This window comes from Enterobacter sp. FW301-JW81, assembly GCF_058788735.1.
In genome coordinates, this window is sequence record NZ_JBYTBA010000002.1 from 571417 (window position 1) to 594035 (window position 22619).

Genomic DNA, 22619 nt, shown 5'->3' on the forward strand with positions numbered 1-22619 from the left:
TATTCCCTGACAGGACATCCAGACGCTATGCCCGTGAATTTTGACCTCAACGATCTTTATGCTTTCCGAGCGTTAGTGGAATACGGTAACTTCCGCGTCGCCGCTGAATCTATCTGCCTGTCCCAGTCGGCGCTGAGCCGCAGGATTGAGAAGCTGGAGGCCGCGCTGGGAACTAAGCTCTTTGACCGCACCACCCGGCGCGTGGTCTTAACGTTATACGGGCAAAACTTTGCGGAACGCTCCGCGCAGCTGCTCGACAACGTTGAGTCAATGCTGGCGGATGTCGATAAGGTCAGCGAAGAGCGGACGGGGCTGATCACGGTCGCCACGGTACCCTCCGCGGCCTGCTATTTTATGCCAGACGTGATCCGTCGTTTTCAGTCCCGCTATCCACGCGTTCGCATCAAGCTCATCGACAGCAGCGCGGGGAATGTGATTGACGCCGTGGCCCGAAGCCAGGCGGATTTTGGCATCTGCTTTGCAGGAAACTTGCCGTCAGAAATCGAGTTTTTCCCGCTGGTGGAGGATGTCTACGTCGCGGCGTGCCGAAAGGATCACCCGCTGGCGCAGAAGAGCCACCTGACGTGGCAGGCGTTTTATCAGCAGGATTACATCTCTCTCGATAAAACGTCAGGTAACCGTAACCTGCTCGACCGGATGCTGGGGGATATTGTTCCCGAGCGCCCCAGCGTTTGCGAAACCCGTCACGTCACCACGATGCTCGGCATGGTAGAGGCGGGGATCGGCATTGCTGCCGTTCCCGCCATGTCGATGCCCACGTCAGAGCACACCGTGCTGACGCATCTGCCGCTGGTGGCGCCGGAAGTGAAGCGCGCCGTGGGGCTTATCCGGCGCCGGGGGCGTATCCAGTCCTATATTGCGGCTGAGCTGGAAAAACATATCACCGAGCAGTATCGCCGGACGTAACGGGGATCATCCCCGTCTCCTGGATGACGGCCCGGGAGGGCGGCGAGGCGAGATAGGTCAGCAGCGCTTTTCCCTCGGCGGGATGCTCCGCGTGACGGGTCACCGCCCCGGCGAAGCGCGTAATGTATTGCAGATTATCAGGGATTTTACCGACAAAGGTGACGCCCTCAACCGGCAGCAGCTCGCTGACCTGCTGGAAACCCACGGCGTACTTTCCTTTCGCCACTTCCGAGGCGACCGGAATACGCTCGACCTTTGTCGCTTTACCCGTCACCTCTTTCTCTATCCCCAGCTTTGTGAACAACGTCTGGCTGACATACCTGCCGCTGGCGCTGTCAGAGTAGGCGATGGAGCTGGCCTGCAGCAGCGTTTTACGCAGGTTTGCATCGTTACTGATATCGGGGACCCCGTCGCCTTTTTTGACCACCATGCCGATGGGGGAGTCCGCAAGCTCGGCTCGCGAGCCGGGCTCGGTCAGGCTGGCTTTTTCAAGCTTCTCCAGCGCATCGCCCACCATAATCACCACGTCGGCTTTCTCACCGCGCGCGAGCCTGTTGGGGATCGCCTGCGGCGTAGCGCCCATTGAGGGGCCGGGGATAATAACAATCTTATCCCCGGTCCGGCGTTCATATTCCGGCGCCAGCTTTTCAAGGGCGGCTTTGAAACCGCCTGAAATCATCACCTTGACGTCCTGAGCACAGGCGTTGGCGCTCAGGAAGGCCAGCACCAGCGCGCTGGCCGTATAGTGAGACGTAAGTTTCATGCGGCCTCCTGTGACTTGACGGTGTTTTGCAGCGATACCGCGCGACGGCGATAGAGGTAGAGCGTTGCCAGCAGCGCACACACCGCGGCGAAGCTCATCCAGTAGCCCGGTGAGGCTTTATCACCGGTGTATTCAATCAGCGCGGTGGACACCACCGGGGTAAAGCCACCGAATACCGCCGTTGCCAGGCTGTAAGCCAGCGAGAAGCCTGCCACGCGCACTTCCGCAGGCATAATTTCCGTCAGGGCCGGGATCATCGCGCCGTTATACAGGCCGTAAAGGAAGGAGAGCCACAGCAGGACGCTCAGCATCATGGAGAAGCTGGGGGCGTTAGCCAGCATCGTCAGGGCCGGGTAGCTGGTCGCCAGCGCCAGCAGGGTCATGGCAATCAGCACCGGCTTGCGTCCGAAGCGGTCCGACAGCGCGCCACCCACCGGCAGCCAGATAAAGTTAGAGATAGCCACCAGCAGCGTCACCAGCAGGCTGTCTGAGGCGCTCAGCATCAGCACCTTTTTGCCAAAGGTGGGGGCGTAAACGGTGATCAGATAAAAAGCCGTTGTGGTCATCGCCACCATCAGCATGCCCGCGACCACTACCTGCCAGTTAGCCAGCAGCGTTTTAAAGACCTGGCGCATTTCCAGATGATGGCGGCGCGCGCTGAACTCTTCCGTCTCCTCCAGCTTGCGGCGCAGGAAAAAGATAAACGGCACGATTAAACAGCCGAACAGGAACGGGATGCGCCAGCCCCATTCGCGAATGGCGCTCTCTTCCATCAGGGCGTTCAGGGCAAAGCCCATCGCCGCCGCCACCATAATGGCGACCTGCTGGCTGCCGGACTGCCAGCTGGTGTAAAAGCCCTTGCGGCCCGGCGTGGCGATTTCAGCCAGATAGACCGATACGCCCCCAAGCTCCGCCCCGGCGGAAAAGCCCTGCAGCAGGCGGCCCGTCAGGACCAGCAGCGGCGCCCACAGCCCGATGCTTTGATAAGACGGGATAAGCACAATCAGGAAGGTGCCCGCCGCCATGATGGAAAGCGTGACGATCAGCCCCTTTCTGCGTCCCACCTTGTCGATGTATGCGCCAAGCACAATGGCCCCGATCGGGCGCATCAAAAAGCCCGCGCCGAAGACGGCAAAGGTCATCATCAGCGACGCAAATTCACTGCTCGCCGGGAAGAACGTGTGGGCGATATAGGTGGCATAGAAGCCGAAAAGAAAGAAATCGAACTGCTCAAGAAAGTTGCCGGACGTCACGCGAAGTATCGCGCCCGCTTTCGACCGTACGGTTGCAGGTGAGGTTGAGGAAAACATGGTTATCTCCAGTTTATTGTTGACGTTTTACGCGTCTGTTTCTGAAAACTGGATCAGGATGGGAAAATAGATAAGCGCAATTAACACATTGATTGATGCGCGGGGCGCATCAATGGCGATGCGGTAACAACGAGCGCTATAAGCAACAATAACTTAACAAATCATTGGCTTTTTATTCACCAATGTTCCGTAAGTCGCTGATATTGCGATTTTGTGAAGTCGCGCAGAGAGGCGCTTCCGAAAGAGCCGGGTAACCGCTTCGTTACCCGGCGGGTGCAGTTTAGCGCAGCGCCTCGGCAATGGCGCTGAACATCAGGGAGGCCTCCAGCGGCTGGGCGCTAAAGGACGGCTCCGCCTGCGGCCAGGTAGACCACTGGACGATGACCAGGTTTTCCTTCTGGTTCACTACGATCATCTGACCAAAAATGCCCAGCGCCCAGAGCGAGCCTTTCAGCGAATCCTGCGCTGCCGGCTCAACGCCGGTGGCGTTGGCGGGCACCGCGTTGTTCCACCACTGATAGCCGTACAGCCCGTCCGGGTGGGCGTCTGATACCGAGCCTTTCGCCTTCGTCCAGTCTGACGACTGCTGGATCCAGCCATCCGGAAGGATCTTTTTACCGTCCGGCAGCGTGCCGTTGTTGCGGATAAACTCCCCGAAGCGGCCCCAGTCCTCCAGCGTGGCGTTAAAGCCGTGCGCGCCGACGTCGTGCTGGCCTTTGCTGTAGGCATGCCATACGCCGTCGCTCGCCATGCCGTACGGCTGCCAGATGCTTTTCTCCAGATACGCTGCCAGCGTCATTCCGGTGGCGCGCTCCAGCACGTCCCCCAGCAGCCAGGCGCCGCCGGAGGAGTAAGACCAGCTCTCGCCGGCCGGGTGAGCCCTGCGTAACCCCTTCACCAGCCTGCGCACGCAGTCGTAGGTACCCGGCTTCGCCTCGCACTCGGTGAGCTGCGCGAAGTCGGAGTTCGGGTTGGTGTAGTCCTCGTTCCACGCCACGCCGGAGGTGTGGGTGATAAGCTGCTTAAGCGTCACGCCGTCCCACGCGGTGCCTTTCAGATCGGGTTCATACCGCGTGACCAGGTCGTCGAGCGAGTGAATTTTTCCCTCTTTGAGAGCTACGCCCACCAGGGCTGATACCACCGATTTGCCTACCGAACGCGAGGTCCAGAGCGTGGAGTCGGTATTGCCCTGGGCGAGATACTTCCAGGCGATTTTGCCGTCCTTCAGCACCAGCATGCCGCTGACGTTCTGGCGTTTAAGATACTCCTGAAGGCCGTAGCGCCTGCCGTTGACCTCATAGTGGGCGTCCGCGAGTGGCTTGTCCGACATTTCCAGCGGCGCGGCGTTACCGTGGCGGAAAACATCCCCGGCGTAGTTGCGGTAGTCATTGCGAAAGCCCACCACGCGATCGGCCTGGCTCCAGGTGAGCATCTTATGGGTGTCCGGCAGCGCGGCGTCAAAGGGGACAGGGCAGGCGCTGAGGCCGGTGTCTTCGCAGGCGGCCATTGCCGCAGGGGAGAGCAGGCTGCTGAAGACAAGGCCCGCCAGCAGGGCATGGTTTACTTTTCTGTTTTTCATATCCGTCTCGTATAGGTTAAGAACGGCTTCAGTTTAAAAAGCCCGGCGCTATAATAAAAAACGCATAATGGGGGAAAATCCCCCTCAAAAACGGAGAAAACGTGGCGGGTCTACTCTATTCCTTTGCACAGCTTGAGGCATTCACCGCCGTGGCTGAGAACGGCAGCCTGAGTAAAGCGGCGGTGGCGCTGAAGAAAGACCGCACGACGCTTCGCGATCTGATTGATTTTCTTGAGGACGGGCTGGGTTACCCGCTGTTTATTCGCGAGGGACGCACCCTGCGGCTCACGGCTGAAGGAGAGCAGCTCCAGCGCCAGGCGCATCTGCTGATGCGGCAGGTCAAAGCCTTTGAGGCCTTTGCCAGAGAGGTGCCCCACGGCGCCACGCAGGACCTGACGCTGGTCTACGATCCTTTTACCCCCAGAACCTTTCTCCACGGTGTCATCGCTGAAATGGCGGCGCGAAAAATCCGGCTGAGCCTCATCTGCGCCTCGCGCGATGAATCTGAACGCCTGCTGGCGAGCGGCCGCGCGGATCTGGCCATCTGTCAGGCGCGAAACCGCAGCGTGGGCAATGACATGGAGTGGCGGGCCCTGGGGGCAATCGATATGGATTTTTACGCCTCCGGCACGCTGTTTACGGATATGTCATCTCCGCTTTCGCTGCTTGACCTCTCCCTGGTTCCACAGGTTGTAATGCACCCCGCCTCGGACGAGCCGGTTGCGCGGCGCCTGCAGATTTCAGGGCACACCCTTTTTACTAACGAGCCGGAGATGCTGCGCGGCCTGCTGGAGCGCGGATGCGGCTGGGGATTCTTGCCGACCCATTTTGATGCAGTGCGGTGGCAAAACGTAAAAAGGCTGCGCACCGAAGTGGGCAGCCAGGGGATTAGTCAGACGATGGTCATCATCTGGAAGCCGGGGAGCGACAAGCGCGCCGTCATTGCTGTCGCGCTTGCGCTATTGCCGGACGTGTGGAAGCGCTCAGCGCTGTGAACAGCCTTTGCACTGCTGGTTCTGGATCTGCTGGAAGAAATCGTTGCCTTTGTCATCTACCAGGATAAACGCCGGGAAGTTTTCCACTTCGATTTTCCAGATGGCTTCCATTCCCAGCTCCGGATACGCGACGCATTCCAGGCTCTTGATGCTGTTTTGCGCCAGCACCGCCGCCGGGCCACCAATGCTGCCCAGGTAGAAGCCGCCGTGTTTATGGCAGGCGTCGGTCACCTGCTGGCTGCGGTTGCCTTTCGCCAGCATGATCATGCTCGCACCGTGGGACTGCAGTAAATCGACATACGAGTCCATACGTCCCGCAGTGGTCGGGCCGAGCGAGCCGGACGCGTAGCCTTCCGGCGTTTTGGCCGGTCCCGCGTAGTAGATCGGGTGATCTTTAACGTACTGCGGCAGTTCTTCGCCGTTGTCGAGCAGCTCTTTCAGCTTCGCGTGGGCGATGTCGCGCGCCACGATGATGGTGCCGTTCAGCGACAGGCGGGTAGAGACCGGATGAGCGGAGAGCTGCGCCAGGATCTCATTCATCGGCTTGTTCAGGTTAATGCTGACCACGTCGCCTTCGCCTTGCTGGCGCAGCGATTCAGGAATGTACTGGCCCGGGTTGTGTTCCAGCTTCTCAATCCAGATCCCGTCGCGGTTGATTTTCGCCTTGATGTTGCGGTCCGCGGAGCAGGAGACGCCCATGCCGATCGGGCAGGAGGCGCCGTGGCGCGGCAGGCGGATAACGCGGATGTCGTGGGCGAAGTATTTACCGCCGAACTGCGCGCCGAGGCCGAGGTTCTGCGCTTCCTGAAGCAGTTCCTGTTCGAGCTGAACGTCGCGGAACGCCTGGCCGTGTTCGTTACCTTCGGTTGGCAGCGCGTCGTAGTAGCGTGTGGAAGCCAGCTTCACGGTTTTCAGCGTGCTTTCCGCCGAGGTGCCGCCAATCACAAACGCGATATGGTACGGCGGGCACGCCGCGGTACCCAGGGTGCGCATCTTCTCAACCAGGTAGTTTTTCAGCTTCGCCGGGGTGATCAGCGCTTTGGTTTCCTGGTAGAGATAGGTTTTATTCGCGGAGCCGCCGCCCTTCGCCATGCACAGGAATTTGTATTCGTCGCCGTCCACGCTGTAGAGGTCAATCTGCGCGGGCAGGTTGGTGCCGGTATTCACCTCTTTATACATGTCCAGCGCCGCATTCTGGGAGTAGCGCAGGTTGTCTTCAATGTAGGTGTTGTACACACCCTGACTCAGCGCGGCTTCATCTCCGCCGCCGGTCCAGACGCGCTGGCCTTTTTTACCCATGATGATCGCCGTGCCGGTATCCTGACAGGTTGGCAGCACGCCCTTGGCGGCGATTTCAGAGTTACGCAGGAATTGCAGGGCAACGTATTTGTCGTTCTGGCTGGCTTCCGGGTCGTTGAGAATAGCGGCAACCTGCTTCTGGTGGGAAGGACGCAGCATAAACGCGGCATCGTGGAAGGCCTGCTGCGCCAGCAGCGTCAGCGCCTCTGGCTCGACTTTCAGGACTTCCTGACCGTCGAATTCGGCAACGGAGACGTGCTCTTTGGTCAGCAGATAGTATTCGGTGTCGTCATGCGCGAGAGGGAAGGGGTTCTGGTAGTAAAACGGTTTGTTTGACATAGCGTATTGCTCCACAAAAATAAAACCGCCGGAGGAGAAGTCCGGCGGTCAGGAATCAGAACATCATGGACATCCACGGATAACCAATCAGCAGCAGGGCCGCCAGGAAGATGGCACCGAAGATGGTGCCGAGGCGCCAGTAGTCTTTGGTTGGCAGGTAGCCGCTACCGTAGTAAATCGGGCTTGGGCCAGTACCGTACGGGGTGATGATCCCCATCACGCCCAGCGAGGTCACCATCAGCAGGACGAACACTTCCATATTCATGCCCGGAATGGTGGAGGCGATGGTCAGCATCGCCGGCAGCAGCGCGGTAGTGTGCGCGGTGGTGCTGGCAAACAGGTAGTGCAGCAGGTAGAACGCCAGCAGCAGGACGATGGTCGCCACGCCCGGAGAGATACCGCTCATCAACAGACCGCCTTCTTTACCTAACCAACTGATAAAGCCGGTAGAGGAGAGGCCGTCCGCCAGCGCCACCAGGGTGGCGAACCAGACGAAGGTGTTCCACGCGGCTTTGTTACCGGTGATATCGTTCCACTCCAGCACGCCGGTCCACAGCATCAGGCCTACGATGAGCAGGGCCGCCATCGCCGGTTCAATCCACGCGGCAGCGAAGATCCACATCAGCAGCGCGCAGCACACGAACACCAGCAGCAGAATTTCATTGCGGGACAGTTTGCCCAGTTTTTCCAGCTCGCGGGTCGCCCACAGCGGCACTTCGTTATTCACTTTTACTTCAGGCGGGTAGAACCAGTAGGCCAGCAGCGGCATGGCCAGAATCAGCAGGATACCCAGCGGCAGGAAGGCGAGGAACCAGGTCCCCCAGGAGATATCAATCCCAACCGTACTTTTTACCAGCGCCAGCGCCAGCAGGTTCGGCGCGAGGGCGGAGAGGAACATAGAGCTGGTGATACAGGCTGCGGTGATCGCCACCCACATCAGGTAGGAACCAATCTTGCGTGCGCTTGGGTCGTTCGGTTTTGAACCGTACAGCGGCGGCAGGTTAGCGATGATCGGGTAGATGGTCCCGCCGCTGCGCGCGGTGTTGGACGGGGTGAACGGCGCCAGCAGCAGGTCCGCGAAGGTGATAGCGTAACCGAGCGTCAGGCTGCGACGGCCCAGGTACTTCACCAGAATCAGCGCCAGACGGCGACCGAAGCGGGTTTTGTCATAGCCTGCGGCAAACATGAAGGCACCGAAAATCAGCCAGACGGTAGAGTTACCAAACCCGCTCACCGCCCATTTAAAGGAGGCGCCCGCCAGCTTGAATTTTGGATCCGCCAGCTGGTCAGGGCTGAACAGCACCCACTGGCTGCACAGGGCAATGGCGACGACGCCCGTCAGGCCGATGACCGCGCCCGGCAGCGGTTCGAAGATCAGGCCGACGATCACGCCGACAAAGATAGCGAAGTAGTGCCACGCGTAAGGCGGTAAACCTTCAGGGACGGGAACAAACAGCAGCAGTACGGCGACGATGACGGGCAATGCCATCATCAGCAGTCGTTTTGCTTTTCCGTTTGATGCCTGGTTCGCCACAGGGGGCGTTACAGCAGTTTTTGTATTCATAGTTTCACGTCTTAAGTTGTCAAGGATTCGGTTGCTCTGAAAAAACAAAATCGCTTTCTTAAGTTTTTTTGCTTTCTTTAGTTATTTAAGGTGCTGTTTTGTATTTCCAGTAATAGCGATTTAACGCTTTTTGGTTTGCGCTAAATTAAAAATTGATGATGTTTTTATATTGCGCCTTTGGATGCCATAACTATTGATTGAGATCAAAAAAACAGAATTGCAGCGTTATTTTTATGCTTTTATTAATAACCACTCTGGCGTATGTGGGTATTACGTATTTTACGAGTGTATTTTATCATTCCTGTAACATCATTATTATTTGTAATTTTTCATGTTGTTGATTTATATTGGTTTTTATGTGTGATGGTGAATTGGTTTTACCATTAATCATTTAACGAATTTTAAATTATTGTGAATGGTTGAATTACAATCGCTAACACCAATGTGTTATTTGTGTTATCGCAGGGATTAAATAGTTTTTTAACTAACGTAATAACTTTAGAAACTAAAAAAATCATTATATTAATATCATGACATCGGCAAATAACGACGAAATAAAAAACCAATCCGATAACGAATTCTTAATTTTTAAAAGTTTGGAGTTTCTATTATGAGCACTAACGAACGTATTCTTAGCCCCTTCACATTACCGAATGGCACTGAACTGAAAAACCGTTTGTTAATGGCCCCTATGACAACCTGTACCGGCTATTATGACGGCACCGTCACCAGCGAGCTGGTGGAGTACTATCGGGCCCGTTCCGGCAGCATTGGCACCATCATCGTTGAGTGTTGCTTCATCGACGATCTCGGTCTCGCCTTCCCGGGTGCGATCGGTATTGATAATGACGAAAAAATCGCCGGGCTGGCGAAAATCGCGGAGGCGATTAAATCCAAAGGCTCTAAGGCGCTGCTGCAGATCTACCACGGCGGCCGCATGGTTGACCCGAAACTGATCGGTGGCCGTACGCCTGTTGGCCCAAGCGCTGTTGCCGCGCCGCGTGAGGGCGCAGCAACGCCGGTTGCGCTGACTGGCGAAGAAGTCGAAGGCATGATCGCCAAGTTTGGTGAAGCCGTACGCCGTGCTATTCAGGCCGGCTTCGACGGCGTGGAGATCCACGGCGCAAACACCTACCTGATTCAGCAGTTCTATTCGCCGAACTCAAACCAGCGCGACGACGAGTGGGGCGGCAGCCGCGATAACCGCGCGAAATTCCCGCTGGCGGTGCTGGATATCACCCACAAGATGGTGCGCCAGTACGCGGACGATGCGTTCATCGTTGGCTATCGCTTCTCCCCTGAAGAGATGGAAGTCCCGGGCATTCGCTTTGACGACACCATGTACCTGCTGGAGAAACTGGCGGCGCGCGGCGTGGATTATCTGCACTTCTCCGTCGGCGCCACCCTGCGACCTTCCATCGTCGATACCCAGGACCCGACGCCGCTTATTGAAAAATACTGCGCCATGCGTTCAGAAACGCTGGCACAGGTTCCGGTCATGGGCGTGGGCGGCGTGGTGAATGCCGCGGACGTCAATGAGGCGCTGGATCATGGTTATGACCTGATTGCCGTGGGTCGCGCGACTATCGCTTACCCGGACTGGACCGACCGCATCGCGTCCGGCGAAAGCCTGGAGCTGTTTATGGACAGCACCAAACGCGAGGAGCTGAGCATTCCTGAACCGCTGTGGCGCTTCTCGCTGGTGGAGGCGATGATCCGCGACATGAGCATGGGCGAGTCCAAATTCAAACCGGGCACCTTTGCGGAGAAAGTGCAGGATGACGCGAACGAGCTGGTGATTAACGTCAGCCTGGAGACCGATCGCATTGCCGATATCGAGCTGGCGTCTGGCCCGAGCGAAGACGTTGAGTTCGTTACCAGCTTTGAAGAGATCCGTACCCGCATTCTGGACGCCAATACCCCGCACGTCGATGCCATCACCGGCGCAACCAGCCAGAGCGAAGCGGTGAAAAAAGCGGTCTCTAAAGCGATGCTGAAATCCAGCAAAGCGCTGGCGGCAGAAGAGGGCGTTGACCCGAATGAAACCCGCTGCGTGGACGTTGTGGTGGTCGGCAGCGGCGGTGCCGGTCTGGCCGCGGCCATTCAGGCCCACGACGAAGGCGCAAGCGTGCTGATTGTTGAGAAGATGCCAACCATCGGCGGTAACACCATTAAAGCCTCTGCCGGGATGAACGCCGCAGAGACGCGCTTCCAGCGGGTGAAAGGCATTCAGGACAGCAAAGAGCTGTTCTATCAGGAAAGCCTGAAAGGCGGCGGCAACAAGAACAACCCGGAACTGCTGCGCCGCTTTGTTGAGAACGCGCCGCAGGCGATTGAGTGGCTGGCAACGCGCGGCATTATGCTGAATGACATCACCACCACCGGCGGGATGAGCATCGACCGTACTCACCGTCCAAAAGACGGTTCTGCGGTAGGCGGCTATCTGATCAGCGGCCTGGTGCGTAACGTCAACAAACGCAACATCGAGGTTATGCTGGATACCTCCGTCAGCGACATCATCGTCGAAAACGGCGAAGTAACCGGCGTGCGCCTGACCACCGAAGAGAACGAAACGCTCACCGTGGCATCCAAAAGCGTGATTGTCGCCACCGGCGGCTTCAGCGCCAACAGCCAGATGGTTGTTAAATATCGTCCGGATCTGGAAGGTTTCGTCACCACCAACCACAAAGGGGCGACCGGCGGCGGTATCGCGCTGCTGGAACGTATTGGCGCAGGTACGGTCGATATGGGCGAGATTCAGATCCACCCGACCGTTGAGCAGAAAACGTCGTACCTGATTTCCGAATCCATCCGCGGCGGCGGGGCGATTCTGGTCAACCAGCAGGGGAACCGCTTCTTTAACGAGATGTCGACCCGCGATAAAGTCTCGGCGTCAATCATCGCGCTGCCGGAGAAATACGCATACATCGTCTTTGACGAGCACGTACGTGCCAAAAACAAAGCCGCGGATGAGTACATCGCCAAAGGCTTTGTGACCAGCGCCAGCTCGCCTAAAGCCCTGGCCGAGGCGCTGGGCATGGATTACCACGCTTTCCTGGCGACCCTGGAGCGCTACAACGGTTTCGTTGAAAAACAGCACGATGACGACTTTGGACGTACCACCGCGCTGCGTGCGCCAATCAATGAAGGGCCGTTCTACGCCATTCAGATTGCGCCGGGCGTGCACCACACCATGGGCGGCGTGACCATCAACACCGAAACCTGCGTGCTGGACAGCAACCACAACGTGCTGCCAGGGGCGTTTGCGGCGGGTGAAGTGGTCGGCGGGATCCACGGCGGTAACCGTATCGGCGGTAACGCAGTGGCAGATATCATTATTTTTGGTACGCTTGCCGGACATCAGGCGGCGATGCGCTCGAAAAGAGCGTAAGGCACCTGTTATGTAGGCCGGATACGCGCAGCGCTATCCGGCAATTTCCCCGGCGGCGCGGTGCTTGCCGGGGCTACATCTGAGGAAACATGCCATGTCTGATGACAACCGCGTCTACAGTTACTCCGCCGTTCTGATGGGCTCACCCATCCTCCTGAAACTCTTCTCCCATGACGAAGCCCTCGCATCCCGTGCGTTTCGCCTGATCAAACAGTATGAAGATCTGCTCACCGTCAACCGCGCACGCTCGCAGGTGATGGACATCAACCATGCGGCCGGCCAGCATCCGGTCACCGTCAGCCGACCGGTGTTTGAGCTGATCCGCTGTGCAAAAGCGGCAAGCCTGCTCAACGACAGCGCCTTTAACCTGGCCATTGGCCCGCTGGTGAAGCGCTGGAAAATTGGATTCCAGGGAGACCGCGTTCCGCCTGCCGATGAAATTGCGTCACTGCTTGCGATTACCCGTCCTGAGGACGTCATTCTTGACGAGGCCAGCAGCAGCGTGTTTCTGGCCAGAGCGGGTATGGAGATCGATCTGGGGGCCATCGCCAAAGGGTATATCGCCGACAGGGTGCGTGATTACCTTCATAAAGAGGGCGCTGAGCTGGGGCTTATCAACCTCGGCGGAAATATCCAGACGCTGGGCTCGCCGGAAGGGGGCTGGAACGTGGGGCTTAAAAAACCGTTCGCCGCAGAAGCGCTCATTGGCACCCTGACCGTTGAGAACCTGTCGGTCGTCACGTCGGGAACGTACGAGCGCTATTTTGAACAGGACGGCAGGCGTTACCACCACATTCTCGATCCGCGCACCGGGTATCCGCTGGATAACGAACTGGATAGCGTGACTATTATTTCTAAAAACTCCATCGACGGTGATATCTGGACCACGCTGATGTACGGCCTGGGCGTGGAAAAGGGCTGCGCCGCCCTGCGCGCGCGCCCCGATATTGACGCTATCTTTGTGACCAAAACAAAAGAAGTGGTGTTCTCTTCAGCACACCACTTCCGCTTTACCCTGCTGGATAACGACTACCGCGTTATTGACAGTATTGCTTGAGCAGGCCCGTCTGCTCCGGCTGGAGACGGTAGCGATACACCGGACGCCCGGTGGCGCCGTAGTGAATGCTGGTGAACAGAATATTGATTTGCGCCAGCCAGATCAGATATTTGCGGCAGGACACGCGGGAGATATTGACCGCGCTTGCCAGGTCATCGGTGGAAAACTCCGTCTCCGGGTGTGCGTCGATCCACTGGCAAATCGTGCGCAGCGTTTGCGGCGTTAACCCTTTCGGCAGCTTTTTACTGTCCGCCAGCTCCGGCGCCCCGCCGTGGATCAGCCGGTCGACGTCCGCCTGCTCATAATACTGGTGCGATCCCATCAGATTGTGCTTTGCCTTCCAGCCGTTCAGCGCCTCTTCAAAGCGCGGGAACTGGAACGGCTTTATCAGATAATCCACCACGCCGTAATGGATGGAGGTCTGGATCGTGGCGGCATCGGCGGCCGAGGAGATCATAATCACATCGATTGGGCGGCCGGATGCGCGGATAACGGGCAGCAGATCCAGCCCGTTATCCTGCTGCATATAGACGTCCAGCAGCACCAGATCGACAGGCTGGCTGGGGTTATTAATGATGGCCTCGGCCTGGTTTAGCGTGGAGGCGACGCCGCAGCAGCTAAAGCCTTCAACACGGTTGACATACAGACGGTTGAGGTCGGCTACCATGGCGTCATCATCGACAATTAATACATTTATCACGCGATATTCCTCTCGCTATCCCAGGGGATGTGAACAAAAAATTGGGTAAATACGCCTGGCTCAGACTCGACGGTGATATCGCCGCCGAGGTTCTGGATTTGCTGGCGGGCAAGGAACAGCCCAACGCCGCGGTTTTCACCTTTTGTTGAGAAGCCCTTTGTAAAAATAGCCTCCAGCTGCGTGGGATCAATGCCGGGGCCATCGTCGCTGACTTCACAGCTGAGCCAGCCGTTCTGATAGTGCAGCAGCAGAGTTATTTCACCTTCCGGCTGGCCTTCCATCGCGTCCAGTGCGTTTTCAATTAAGTTACCGAGCACGGTGACCAGCACCGCTACTTGTTCTTCGCTGGCGGTATCGGGGATCTGGCATTCGTCCGCCAGCGTCAGGGTGACGCCCGCTTCTTTCGCCCGGTTGATTTTACCCAGCAGGAATCCGGCAATCACCGGGGATTTTACCTTGCTCTGTATCGTACCGATATCCGTCTGGTAATGATGCGCCGTCTGGATGATGTACTCTTCCAGCTTGTCGTAGCGCTTAATGTGCAGCAGGCCCAGGATGACGTGCAGCTTGTTCATAAACTCGTGCGTGTGGGCGCGCAGGGCGTCGACGTAATTGACCATGCCATCGATACGCTGCATCAGCTGGCTGATTTCCGTTTTATCGCGGAAGGTGGTAATGGCGCCGATGACCCGATCCTGACTTTTAACGGGCACCATGTTGCACAGCAGCAGCCGCCCGTTGCAGCTGATCTCCTGATCCTGGCGCGCAACGCCCGTCTTTGAGACTTCACGCAGGCCGGCCAGCAGGGGAGCGCTGGCGTTTTCGGTCTGCTTGCCGGAAGGCAGAAGCAATATTTCTCTGGCGGTGTGGTTAATCATCGTCACGCGCCCGTGAATATCGACGGCCAGAACCCCTTCACGCAGCGACTGCAGCATCGCCTGACGCTGTTCGAACAGGGCGGAAATTTCGTAAGGCTCGAGCCCGAACAGGATGCGTTTCAGGACCCGCACCAGGCCCCAGATTGCCATAGAGCTCATAAAGATGCTGAACAAAATGGTCCAGACGGCGTTTAGCCGCCCGCGGGTGATTTGCTCTTCAACCTTATTGAGGGAGATACCCACCGCTACTACGCCGATCTGCTCGTGCTGACTGTCGTAGACGGGCGTAAAAACGCGCAGTGCTTCGGCGAGCGCGCCCCGGTTAACCGATACGTTCTCTTTGCCTTCCAGCGCCGGAGTTAAATCGTCGCCGATAAAATGCAGCCCCAGCAGCGCCTCGTTCGGGTGAGAATAGCGGATCCCGCGCATATCGGTCACGACGGTGAACAGCAGATCGTTTCGTTTCGTCACCGCCTGGGCGATGGGCTGAATAATATTCTCCTGCGGTGCCTGCATCAGGCCGCGCCGTATCTCGGGGCTGTCGGCGAGGGTGCGGGCAATGCCGAGCGCGGTGTCTTTGACGTCATCGCGCGTTGCCCGGGTGATCTGCACCGCATAGAGCGCAAAGACCACCAGCAGCACTGAACCGATAATCGCGCACACCATCAGCGTGACCAGGGTGTTCAGCTTCATGGGGCGCTTGCGCGTCGGAAGGAAAGGCTGCAAATCGCTCATTAACACTCCGCGATGATTAAGAAAGGGGGTAATTATCGCTGATGACGCGCTTTTCTTAAAGCCGAGTAAAGCCGTGGATTTGGTCCTCTTTTCGTGACCCTCCTCGCAGGTCATCGATATAAAACACTTTATAGTGTGTGCGTACTCATAATAAGGAGGCTGTTTATGAGCATTATGCTTACCGGTTCGGTCAAGGAAAGACGGCACGCCAGCACGATGAATATTGATAGATTGTCCACGCTGGACATGCTGAAAGTCATTCACCAGGATGATGCACTCATTTCTGCTGCTATTACCCCCTGTTTACAAACTATCGCCCGCGTGGTGGATAACGCCGCCGCGACCCTCAGCCACGGGGGGCGGCTGGTGATTGTCGGCGCCGGGCCGTCAGGCTGCGTCGCACAGCAGGCTGCCGATGACTATGCGCCGGGCAAAACCCCAGTGATTGCCGTGACGCCACAGGAAGGGGAAGGGAGTTACGAGCGCGGCGTTGCCGACCTGCAGGCCATCAAATTTGGTGAACACGATATGATGCTGGCAGTAAGCGTCAGCGGAAAAACGCCGTGGGTCTGGGGCGCAATGCGGCATGCCTGGTCGCTGGGTTCGCCGGTCGCCATCATGACCGATGATGCGCAAAGTGAAGCCGCGCAGCTGGCGAGCATGGTTATCGCTCCGGAACTCGGGGCTGACGTGGTCGCCGGCTATCTCAACACCAAAGCTGGGATTGCACAAAAAATGATCCTCTCAATGATTACCACCGGGCTGGCCGTTCGAACCGGACGCGTTTACAGCAACCTGCGCGTGGATCTTGAGGCAAGCAATACCAAATGGGCCGAACGGCAAATCGCTATTGTGATGGAGGCGGGGGGATGCACCCGGGCGCAGGCAAAAGCCGCGCTGGAGAGCTGTAATCATAATTGTAAAACGGCGGTACTGATGGTGCTAACAGGGCTGGATGCGTGGAAAGCCCATGAGCTGCTGGCGCAAAATAACGGGTTTATTCGCGTGGCGCTGCAGGAAGCGCCGTAAGATCTTCAGATAGTAAAAAGGCCGCAATTGCGGCCTTTGGTATTTTTGATGATTAGAACTGGTAAACAATACCCATAGCAAACTGATCGTCAGTTGCGTTGCCAGTGATGGCACCGTCTTCTTCGTCCAGCAGGTTAAATTTATAGGCAGTATAAACGTTCATATTTTTATTGAAGTAGTACCAGGTACCCACTTCAATATAATTTACGCGGTCAGCGTCAACGCCTTTATAACCATTGCGGGCATACAGGTCTTTACCCTGTGAGTATACGTAGCCCAGGGATGGACGCAGACCAAAGTCGAATTGATACTGAACAACGGCTTCCACGTTTTGGGTTTTATTGGCGAAGGCATTGTATCCAACTTTAGTCATATTACGGGTTTCACCGTACATCACCGCAGCATAAACGTTGTTTGCATCATATTTTGCAGACAGAGACCAAACTTCCGCCGTATCGCCATAACCGTCAGCAGACTGCTCATCGGTACGGTCGGATTTACCGTACACGCCAACGAAACCAAAGCCATCAATGTTATAATTCACAGACATGCTGTAACCATCACCATTCGCTTTGAATTCATTGCGGTTATCGTTTTTACCCTGGTACTGTACAGCAAAGTTAAGACCTTCAACCATGCCGAAGAAATCGGTGTTACGGTAAGTCGCAACGCCGTTGGTACGCTGTGTCATAAAGTTATCAGTGGCAGCCCATGAGTCTCCACCCCATTCAACCAGCATATCGGTATACGCCGCGCCGTCATAAGCCACGCCGTAATTGCGGCCATAATCGAATGAGCCGTAGTCTGCGAATTTCAGACCCGCGAAGGCCAGACGTGTACTTTCGTCCTGCTCACCTTCAGGTGTGCTGGCGTCAATGTTATATTCAAACTGGCCGTAACCGGTCAGTTCGTTATTGATCTGTGTTTCGCCTTTCACACCAAAACGGGCATATGAAGTATCTTCATTTTCACTGTTGCTTGTGTCAGTGTCCGACCAGATGCGTTCACCCACCATCTTGCCGTAGAAATCAACTTTATTGCCGTCTTTGTTGTAAATCTCAGCCGCATTTGCTGCGCCTGCCATTAATAAGGCGGGTACAAGAATAGCCAGAACTTTTCTTTTCATTATATATTCCCTTGAAAGATAATTTATATGAATATATGTAATCACTCTCCATAATTACAGGGTCGATACTATTCCAGGAGTTGTCATTTAGTTTCAAAAATAAATGTAATTAAATTCGTTCAAATATTGCAAAATATTTCTATTAATCTCTTTATTTTTCTTGTGAATTAATTAATTGAATTTATATGATGTAATTATTATTAAGTATTTCACAATTCTATTATTAAATTGATTTAATTCGGTTGTGTTATAATTCATTCTCTTTTTAACAACAGGACATGACGATGGAACTTGCCCGGTGGCAGCACGGCTTTGAGCGCTGGCTCGAGGAAAACCACACGACCGACGATACCGCACATGATATTTCGCACTTTCGTCGCGTCTGGATGACGGCGCAAAAAATCATGACTCACCAGGCGGCAAATCCTCTGGTGGTCCTGGCCGCGTGTTATTTTCACGACATCGTCAGCCTGCCGAAAAACCATCCTGAACGCGGCCGGTCATCGCAGCTGGCAGCGCGCAAGACGGGTGACATTCTGCGCCGGGACTTCCCGGACTTCCCGTCTGAATGCTTTCCCGCCGTTGAGCATGCTATAGAGGCGCACAGCTTCAGCGCCGGGATTCCCCCGCAGAGCATGGAAGCCAAAATTGTGCAGGACGCTGACCGGCTGGAGGCGCTAGGGGCTATTGGTCTGGCGCGCGTCTTTGCCGTCTCGGGCGCGCTGGGCGTACCGCTGTTTGACGCGGACGATCCCTTTGCCGATGCGCGCCCGCTCGACGATCGCGCGTTTGCCCTCGACCATTTTCAGACCAAGCTGCTGCGCCTGCCTGATACAATGCAAACGGAAATGGGCCGCGAGCTGGCACGCCACAACGCCGATTTCCTGATCCAGTTTATGGCGAAACTGAGTGCTGAACTACACGGCGACTGTATTGGGCAGGATAGCCAGGTGCTGAGCCGCTTCCGTCGCAGTTTGCGCGAATGAACTGTGGTAATCTGTTCCCAGTCTTTCTTCTCCGGTTAAAAGAATGCAGGAAAATCGATCAGTGACAGAGCCCGCGCCTGAGCAGGCTGAGAAATCAACGGCAACGGTGCAGGCGTTACTGCGCCAGCTGTTGGATAGCTATGATGCTAAAACGCTGGCAAATCTGCTGGTGGCACACGGCGAGAGCCACTGGAGCCCGGCCATTCTTAAACGTCTGCTGACCAGCGAACGGGCAGGGCGTCGCCTGAGCGAAGGCGAGTTTCGTTATCTGCAAAACCTACTTCCGCGTCCTCCTGCTGCGCACCCGAACTATGCCTTCCGCTTTATCGATCTGTTTGCCGGTATCGGCGGCATCCGACACGGTTTCGAAGCTATCGGTGGTCAGTGCGTGTTTACCAGCGAGTGGAACAAACATGCCGTGCGTACCTACAAGGCTAACTGGTACTGCGATCCGCATGAGCATCATTTCAACGCGGATATCCGCGATGTCACCCTGAGCCATAAAAGCGGCGTGAGCGATGAACAGGCCGCCGAACACATTCGTCAGACCATCCCGGCGCATGACGTGCTGCTGGCGGGTTTCCCGTGTCAGCCTTTCTCGCTGGCCGGGGTTTCAAAAAAGAATGCCCTCGGACGCGCCCACGGTTTCGCCTGCGATACGCAGGGAACGCTGTTTTTTGACGTGGCCCGTATCATTGACGCCCGTCGTCCGGCCATCTTCGTGCTGGAAAACGTCAAAAACTTAAAAAGCCACGACGGCGGGAAAACCTTCCGCATTATCATGCAAACGCTGGATGAGCTGGGCTATGACGTGGCGGATTCTCAGGACATGGGCGCGGATGACCCAAAAATCATTGATGGCAAGCATTTCCTGCCCCAGCATCGTGAACGTATCGTGCTGGTGGGTTTCCGCCGCGACCTTAATCTCAAGGGGGATTTCACCCTGCGGGATATCCCGTCTCTCTATCCGGAGCGACGTCCCACCGTGGCCGACCTGCTGGAACCTGTCGTTGACGCGAAATTTATCCTCACCCCGGTGCTGTGGAAATATCTCTACCGCTATGCCAAGAAACATCAGGCGAAAGGCAACGGCTTCGGCTTTGGGATGGTAAACCCCAACGATCCGCACAGCGTGACCCGCACGTTGTCCGCGCGCTACTACAAAGACGGCGCGGAAATCCTCATCGACAGGGGCTGGGACAAGGCGCTGGGTGAAAAAGATTTCGACGATCCGCACAACCAGCGTCACCGCCCGCGACGCTTAACGCCGCGGGAATGCGCCCGGCTGATGGGCTTTGAGTCCCCGCAGGGTTACCGCTTCCGCATTCCGGTTTCGGACACCCAGGCGTACCGCCAGTTTGGTAATTCGGTGGTGGTTCCCGCGTTTGCGGCCGTGGCAAAACTGCTGGCCTCGCGCATCAGACAGGCGGTGGCGCTCCGTCAGGGTGAGGCCGTCAATGACGGATGTTCACGATAAGGCGACGCGCAGTAAAAACATGCGTGCCATCGGCACGCGTGACACCGCCATTGAAAAACGTCTGGCCGGGCTGCTGACGCAGGCGGGATTTGAGTTCCGCGTGCAGGATCCCGCCCTGGCGGGTCGCCCCGATTTCGTCATCGACGCATGGCAGTGCATCATCTTTACCCACGGCTGTTTCTGGCACCACCACGACTGCTACCTGTTTAAGGTTCCCGCGACGCGCACCGATTTCTGGCTGGATAAAATTGGCAAGAACGTCGAACGCGACAGGCGAGATCTCACCGCGCTGATTGCGCAGGGTTGGCGGGTGCTTATCGTCTGGGAGTGTGCGCTGAGAGGCAGATTAAAACTGAACGACGTCGACCTGTCGGAACGGCTGGAAGAGTGGATCTGCGGCGGCGGCCAGACCGCGCAGATCGACACACAGGGTATTCACCTGCTTAAGGTTTCTCCACCTCGCAAGGGGTAACCACGGGTTTTGCTGGCAGCAAATATTTGCCTAAGGTGACCAGCACGACGGCGAAAACAATCACCCCTAAAGCAATCCATTCAACGGAAGAGAGCGTTTCGCCGCCTAATCCCGTGCCGAGCAGAACGGCCACCACCGGGTTGACGTAGGCATAGCTGGTGGCGACAGCCGGGGAGACGTTGCGGATCAGGAACATATAGGCATTAATGGCGATGAGGGATCCAAACAGCGCCAGATACCCTACCGCGAGAAAGCCCGACAGGCCCGGCAGGGTAGTCAGCTTTTCTCCCGTCAGCGCGGAGGCGAGCAGCAGCACAATCCCCGCGGCGAGCATCTCAATCGCGCCGGCCATCATGCCGGTGGGAAGTTCGATGCGTGAACCGTATACGGAACCAAAGGCCCAGCTCATTGAGCCAATCAGGATAATCACTGCGCCCCACGGATTCCCGCTCAGGTTACCGCCGCTATTGAGCAGAATAATGCCGGCGAGGCCAATACCAATCCCCAGCCATTCCAGCTTGCGGGTGCGGATGCCGAAAAGGCGGCTGAAGCAGAGGGTAAAGAGCGGAACGGTGGCAACGACCACGGCGGCGATCCCGGACGGTACGTTCTGGTGCTCGGCAATCGTCACAAACCCATTTCCCACCGCCAGCAGCAGCAGGCCGATCAGGGCGGCATTCAGCATCGGGCGCAGAGGGGGAAGCTTATGTCCGCGCAGCAGCAGAAACGCGAGCAGCAAGACGCCAGCGGAGAGGAAACGGATGCCCGCCATCATCAGCGGCGGCCAGCTTTCCACGCCGATGCGAATGACAAAGTAGGTTGAGCCCCAGATGATGTACAGCGAAAAGAGTGCCCCAATGAGCGGTAGCAATTGCCGGAAACGCATAATCCCTCACGACGTAATAAAAAGGTCGCTGATAGTAAACGCGAAAACTATCGTGCTGGCGAGTCCTTTAATTGTGCAGTTGATGTTAATTTTTTGTTGACGTGAGGTGCCTGTTTCCGGGTTTGCGCTTTTGCTCCATACTATTCACCTAATTACCAAAAAATGAAGGATTAAGATTTTGGCAGGAAGTAGCTTATTAACATTGCTGGATGATATTGCCACCTTACTGGATGACATTTCAGTGATGGGTAAACTGGCGGCGAAGAAAACCGCAGGCGTGCTGGGCGATGATTTATCGCTTAACGCCCAACAGGTGAGTGGGGTGAGGGCCAACCGCGAACTGCCGGTGGTGTGGGGCGTGGCGAAAGGCTCCTTCCTGAATAAGGTGATTCTGGTGCCGCTGGCGCTGCTGATTAGCGCCTTTATTCCCTGGGCGATCACGCCGCTGCTGATGATCGGCGGGGCATTTCTCTGCTTCGAGGGCGTGGAGAAAGTTCTGCACTCCTTTAGCGCGCGCAAGGAGAGCGATACCCCGGAAATGCGCCAGCAGCGTCTTGAAGCGCTGGCCGCACAGGATCCGAAAACCTTCGAGCGCGATAAGGTCAAAGGCGCCATTCGGACCGACTTTATCCTGTCCGCAGAAATCGTCGCCATTACGCTGGGCATTGTGTCTGACGCACCGCTCCTGAATCAGGTCCTGATCCTCTCCGGCATCGCGATTCTGGTCACGGTAGGCGTGTACGGTCTGGTAGGATTGATCGTTAAGCTGGACGATATTGGCTACTGGCTTGAAGATAAATCGAGCGCGGTAGCAAGAGGCATCGGTAAGAGCTTACTGGTGCTGGCCCCCTGGCTGATGAAGAGTTTGTCCGTGGTGGGCACGCTGGCAATGTTCCTCGTGGGCGGCGGTATTGTGGTTCACGGCATTGCGCCGCTGCACCATGCTATCGAACATTTCTCCTCGGCGCAGGGTGCTGTTGTCGCGGCGATACTGCCTACGCTGCTGAATCTGGTGCTCGGCTTTATCATTGGCGCTATCGTGGTCGCGGCGGTGAAGCTGGTTGAGAAATTACGCGGCACGGCGCACTAATTGTAACCCGCTGTGG

General features: G+C 56.6%; 18 protein-coding genes. 9 read left to right on the forward strand and 9 right to left on the reverse strand.

The genetic code is table 11. The features are described 5' to 3' along the window. Positions 1-27: 27 nt before the first annotated feature. Positions 28-927, forward strand: a complete 900-nt coding sequence (gene psrA, locus AC3WOK_RS09555; RefSeq protein WP_492354406.1) for an L-proline-binding transcription factor PsrA — start codon at positions 28-30, stop codon at positions 925-927. On the opposite strand, the gene AC3WOK_RS09560 is transcribed toward psrA, so the two are convergent. From AC3WOK_RS09560 to AC3WOK_RS09570, 3 genes are all read right to left on the reverse strand, one after another. Beyond that, a complete protein-coding gene (locus AC3WOK_RS09560; RefSeq protein WP_492354407.1) occupies positions 902-1690 on the reverse strand; it encodes a substrate-binding domain-containing protein in 789 nt (262 codons plus the stop codon). The genes psrA and AC3WOK_RS09560 overlap by 26 nt on opposite strands. After that, positions 1687-3000, reverse strand: a complete 1314-nt coding sequence (locus tag AC3WOK_RS09565) for an MFS transporter (protein ID WP_429054591.1) — start codon at positions 2998-3000, stop codon at positions 1687-1689. The genes AC3WOK_RS09560 and AC3WOK_RS09565 overlap by 4 nt, the downstream gene beginning before the upstream one ends. Before the next feature lie 280 nt (positions 3001-3280). After that, positions 3281-4579, reverse strand: a complete 1299-nt coding sequence (locus AC3WOK_RS09570; RefSeq protein ID WP_492354408.1) for a serine hydrolase domain-containing protein — start codon at positions 4577-4579, stop codon at positions 3281-3283. A 101-nt stretch (positions 4580-4680) separates the two neighbouring features. Here AC3WOK_RS09570 and AC3WOK_RS09575 point away from each other — a divergent pair, with 101 nt between their 5' ends. Next, positions 4681-5574, forward strand: coding sequence for a LysR family transcriptional regulator (locus AC3WOK_RS09575; RefSeq protein ID WP_492354409.1), 894 nt, complete (start codon positions 4681-4683; stop codon positions 5572-5574). Here the strand turns inward: AC3WOK_RS09575 and fumA are convergent. Together fumA and AC3WOK_RS09585 are read right to left on the reverse strand one after the other, a co-directional pair. Further along, entirely contained in the window at positions 5563-7212 is a 1650-nt protein-coding gene (gene fumA / locus AC3WOK_RS09580) for a class I fumarate hydratase FumA (RefSeq protein ID WP_059310240.1), read from the reverse strand. The two genes, AC3WOK_RS09575 and fumA, sit on opposite strands and share 12 nt — an antisense overlap. A 55-nt stretch (positions 7213-7267) precedes the next feature. Further along, the gene (locus AC3WOK_RS09585) at positions 7268-8776 is read right to left on the reverse strand and encodes an anion permease (protein ID WP_072250552.1); all 1509 of its coding nucleotides are present in this window, start codon (positions 8774-8776) and stop codon (positions 7268-7270) included. 610 nt (positions 8777-9386) lie between these two features. Here AC3WOK_RS09585 and AC3WOK_RS09590 point away from each other — a divergent pair. Together AC3WOK_RS09590 and AC3WOK_RS09595 are read left to right on the forward strand one after the other, a co-directional pair. After that, a complete protein-coding gene (locus tag AC3WOK_RS09590; protein ID WP_492354410.1) occupies positions 9387-12167 on the forward strand; it encodes a flavocytochrome c in 2781 nt (926 codons plus the stop codon). 94 nt (positions 12168-12261) lie between these two features. Beyond that, a complete protein-coding gene (locus AC3WOK_RS09595; RefSeq protein ID WP_492354411.1) occupies positions 12262-13224 on the forward strand; it encodes an FAD:protein FMN transferase in 963 nt (320 codons plus the stop codon). Here AC3WOK_RS09595 and dcuR read toward each other — a convergent pair. After that, positions 13205-13924 carry a two-component system response regulator DcuR gene (gene dcuR, locus AC3WOK_RS09600; protein ID WP_063431846.1) on the reverse strand — a complete coding sequence of 240 codons (720 nt, stop codon included), beginning with the start codon at positions 13922-13924 and terminating at the stop codon, positions 13205-13207. The genes AC3WOK_RS09595 and dcuR overlap by 20 nt on opposite strands. After that, on the reverse strand, positions 13921-15537 hold the full coding sequence (locus AC3WOK_RS09605; RefSeq protein WP_492354412.1) for a sensor histidine kinase: 1617 nt from the start codon (positions 15535-15537) through the stop codon (positions 13921-13923). The genes dcuR and AC3WOK_RS09605 overlap by 4 nt, the downstream gene beginning before the upstream one ends. A gap of 165 nt (positions 15538-15702) precedes the next feature. Here AC3WOK_RS09605 and AC3WOK_RS09610 point away from each other — a divergent pair, with 165 nt between their 5' ends. Next, positions 15703-16566 carry an N-acetylmuramic acid 6-phosphate etherase gene (locus AC3WOK_RS09610; protein WP_492354413.1) on the forward strand — a complete coding sequence of 288 codons (864 nt, stop codon included), beginning with the start codon at positions 15703-15705 and terminating at the stop codon, positions 16564-16566. 52 nt (positions 16567-16618) lie between these two features. On the opposite strand, the gene AC3WOK_RS09615 is transcribed toward AC3WOK_RS09610, so the two are convergent. Continuing rightward, positions 16619-17692 (reverse strand): porin, encoded by a 1074-nt coding sequence (locus tag AC3WOK_RS09615; protein WP_059310234.1) that lies wholly within the window; start codon positions 17690-17692, stop codon positions 16619-16621. A 284-nt stretch (positions 17693-17976) separates the two neighbouring features. Between AC3WOK_RS09615 and AC3WOK_RS09620 the strand changes: the two genes are divergently transcribed. The 3 genes from AC3WOK_RS09620 (at position 17977) to AC3WOK_RS09630 (ending at position 20627) form a co-directional block, all read left to right on the forward strand. Continuing rightward, positions 17977-18678 carry a phosphohydrolase gene (locus AC3WOK_RS09620; protein WP_059310233.1) on the forward strand — a complete coding sequence of 234 codons (702 nt, stop codon included), beginning with the start codon at positions 17977-17979 and terminating at the stop codon, positions 18676-18678. Between the two features lie 61 nt (positions 18679-18739). Continuing rightward, entirely contained in the window at positions 18740-20155 is a 1416-nt protein-coding gene (locus AC3WOK_RS09625; protein WP_059310232.1) for a DNA cytosine methyltransferase, read from the forward strand. Continuing rightward, positions 20136-20627, forward strand: coding sequence for a very short patch repair endonuclease (locus AC3WOK_RS09630; RefSeq protein WP_059310231.1), 492 nt, complete (start codon positions 20136-20138; stop codon positions 20625-20627). The genes AC3WOK_RS09625 and AC3WOK_RS09630 overlap by 20 nt, the downstream gene beginning before the upstream one ends. Here AC3WOK_RS09630 and yedA read toward each other — a convergent pair. Continuing rightward, positions 20599-21513: a drug/metabolite exporter YedA gene (gene yedA / locus AC3WOK_RS09635; RefSeq protein ID WP_059310230.1), complete on the reverse strand. Its 915-nt coding sequence runs from the start codon at positions 21511-21513 to the stop codon at positions 20599-20601. The two genes, AC3WOK_RS09630 and yedA, sit on opposite strands and share 29 nt — an antisense overlap. 178 nt (positions 21514-21691) lie before the next feature. Here yedA and AC3WOK_RS09640 point away from each other — a divergent pair, with 178 nt between their 5' ends. Next, the gene (locus AC3WOK_RS09640; RefSeq protein ID WP_492354414.1) at positions 21692-22603 is read left to right on the forward strand and encodes a DUF808 domain-containing protein; all 912 of its coding nucleotides are present in this window, start codon (positions 21692-21694) and stop codon (positions 22601-22603) included. Positions 22604-22619: the final 16 nt, after the last annotated feature.

Excerpts from the sequence above, each read along its gene's own strand:
- psrA (WP_492354406.1), top strand. The coding sequence starts at position 28 with ATGCCCGTGAATTTTGACCTCAACGATCTTTATGCTTTCCGAGCGTTA.
- AC3WOK_RS09560 (WP_492354407.1), bottom strand. The coding sequence starts at position 1,690 with ATGAAACTTACGTCTCACTATACGGCCAGCGCGCTGGTGCTGGCCTTC.
- AC3WOK_RS09565 (WP_429054591.1), bottom strand. The coding sequence starts at position 3,000 with ATGTTTTCCTCAACCTCACCTGCAACCGTACGGTCGAAAGCGGGCGCG.
- AC3WOK_RS09570 (WP_492354408.1), bottom strand. The coding sequence starts at position 4,579 with ATGAAAAACAGAAAAGTAAACCATGCCCTGCTGGCGGGCCTTGTCTTC.
- fumA (WP_059310240.1), bottom strand. The coding sequence starts at position 7,212 with ATGTCAAACAAACCGTTTTACTACCAGAACCCCTTCCCTCTCGCGCAT.
- AC3WOK_RS09585 (WP_072250552.1), bottom strand. The coding sequence starts at position 8,776 with ATGAATACAAAAACTGCTGTAACGCCCCCTGTGGCGAACCAGGCATCA.
- AC3WOK_RS09590 (WP_492354410.1), top strand. The coding sequence starts at position 9,387 with ATGAGCACTAACGAACGTATTCTTAGCCCCTTCACATTACCGAATGGC.
- AC3WOK_RS09595 (WP_492354411.1), top strand. The coding sequence starts at position 12,262 with ATGTCTGATGACAACCGCGTCTACAGTTACTCCGCCGTTCTGATGGGC.
- AC3WOK_RS09605 (WP_492354412.1), bottom strand. The coding sequence starts at position 15,537 with ATGAGCGATTTGCAGCCTTTCCTTCCGACGCGCAAGCGCCCCATGAAG.
- AC3WOK_RS09610 (WP_492354413.1), top strand. The coding sequence starts at position 15,703 with ATGAGCATTATGCTTACCGGTTCGGTCAAGGAAAGACGGCACGCCAGC.
- AC3WOK_RS09615 (WP_059310234.1), bottom strand. The coding sequence starts at position 17,692 with ATGAAAAGAAAAGTTCTGGCTATTCTTGTACCCGCCTTATTAATGGCA.
- AC3WOK_RS09620 (WP_059310233.1), top strand. The coding sequence starts at position 17,977 with ATGGAACTTGCCCGGTGGCAGCACGGCTTTGAGCGCTGGCTCGAGGAA.
- AC3WOK_RS09630 (WP_059310231.1), top strand. The coding sequence starts at position 20,136 with ATGACGGATGTTCACGATAAGGCGACGCGCAGTAAAAACATGCGTGCC.
- yedA (WP_059310230.1), bottom strand. The coding sequence starts at position 21,513 with ATGCGTTTCCGGCAATTGCTACCGCTCATTGGGGCACTCTTTTCGCTG.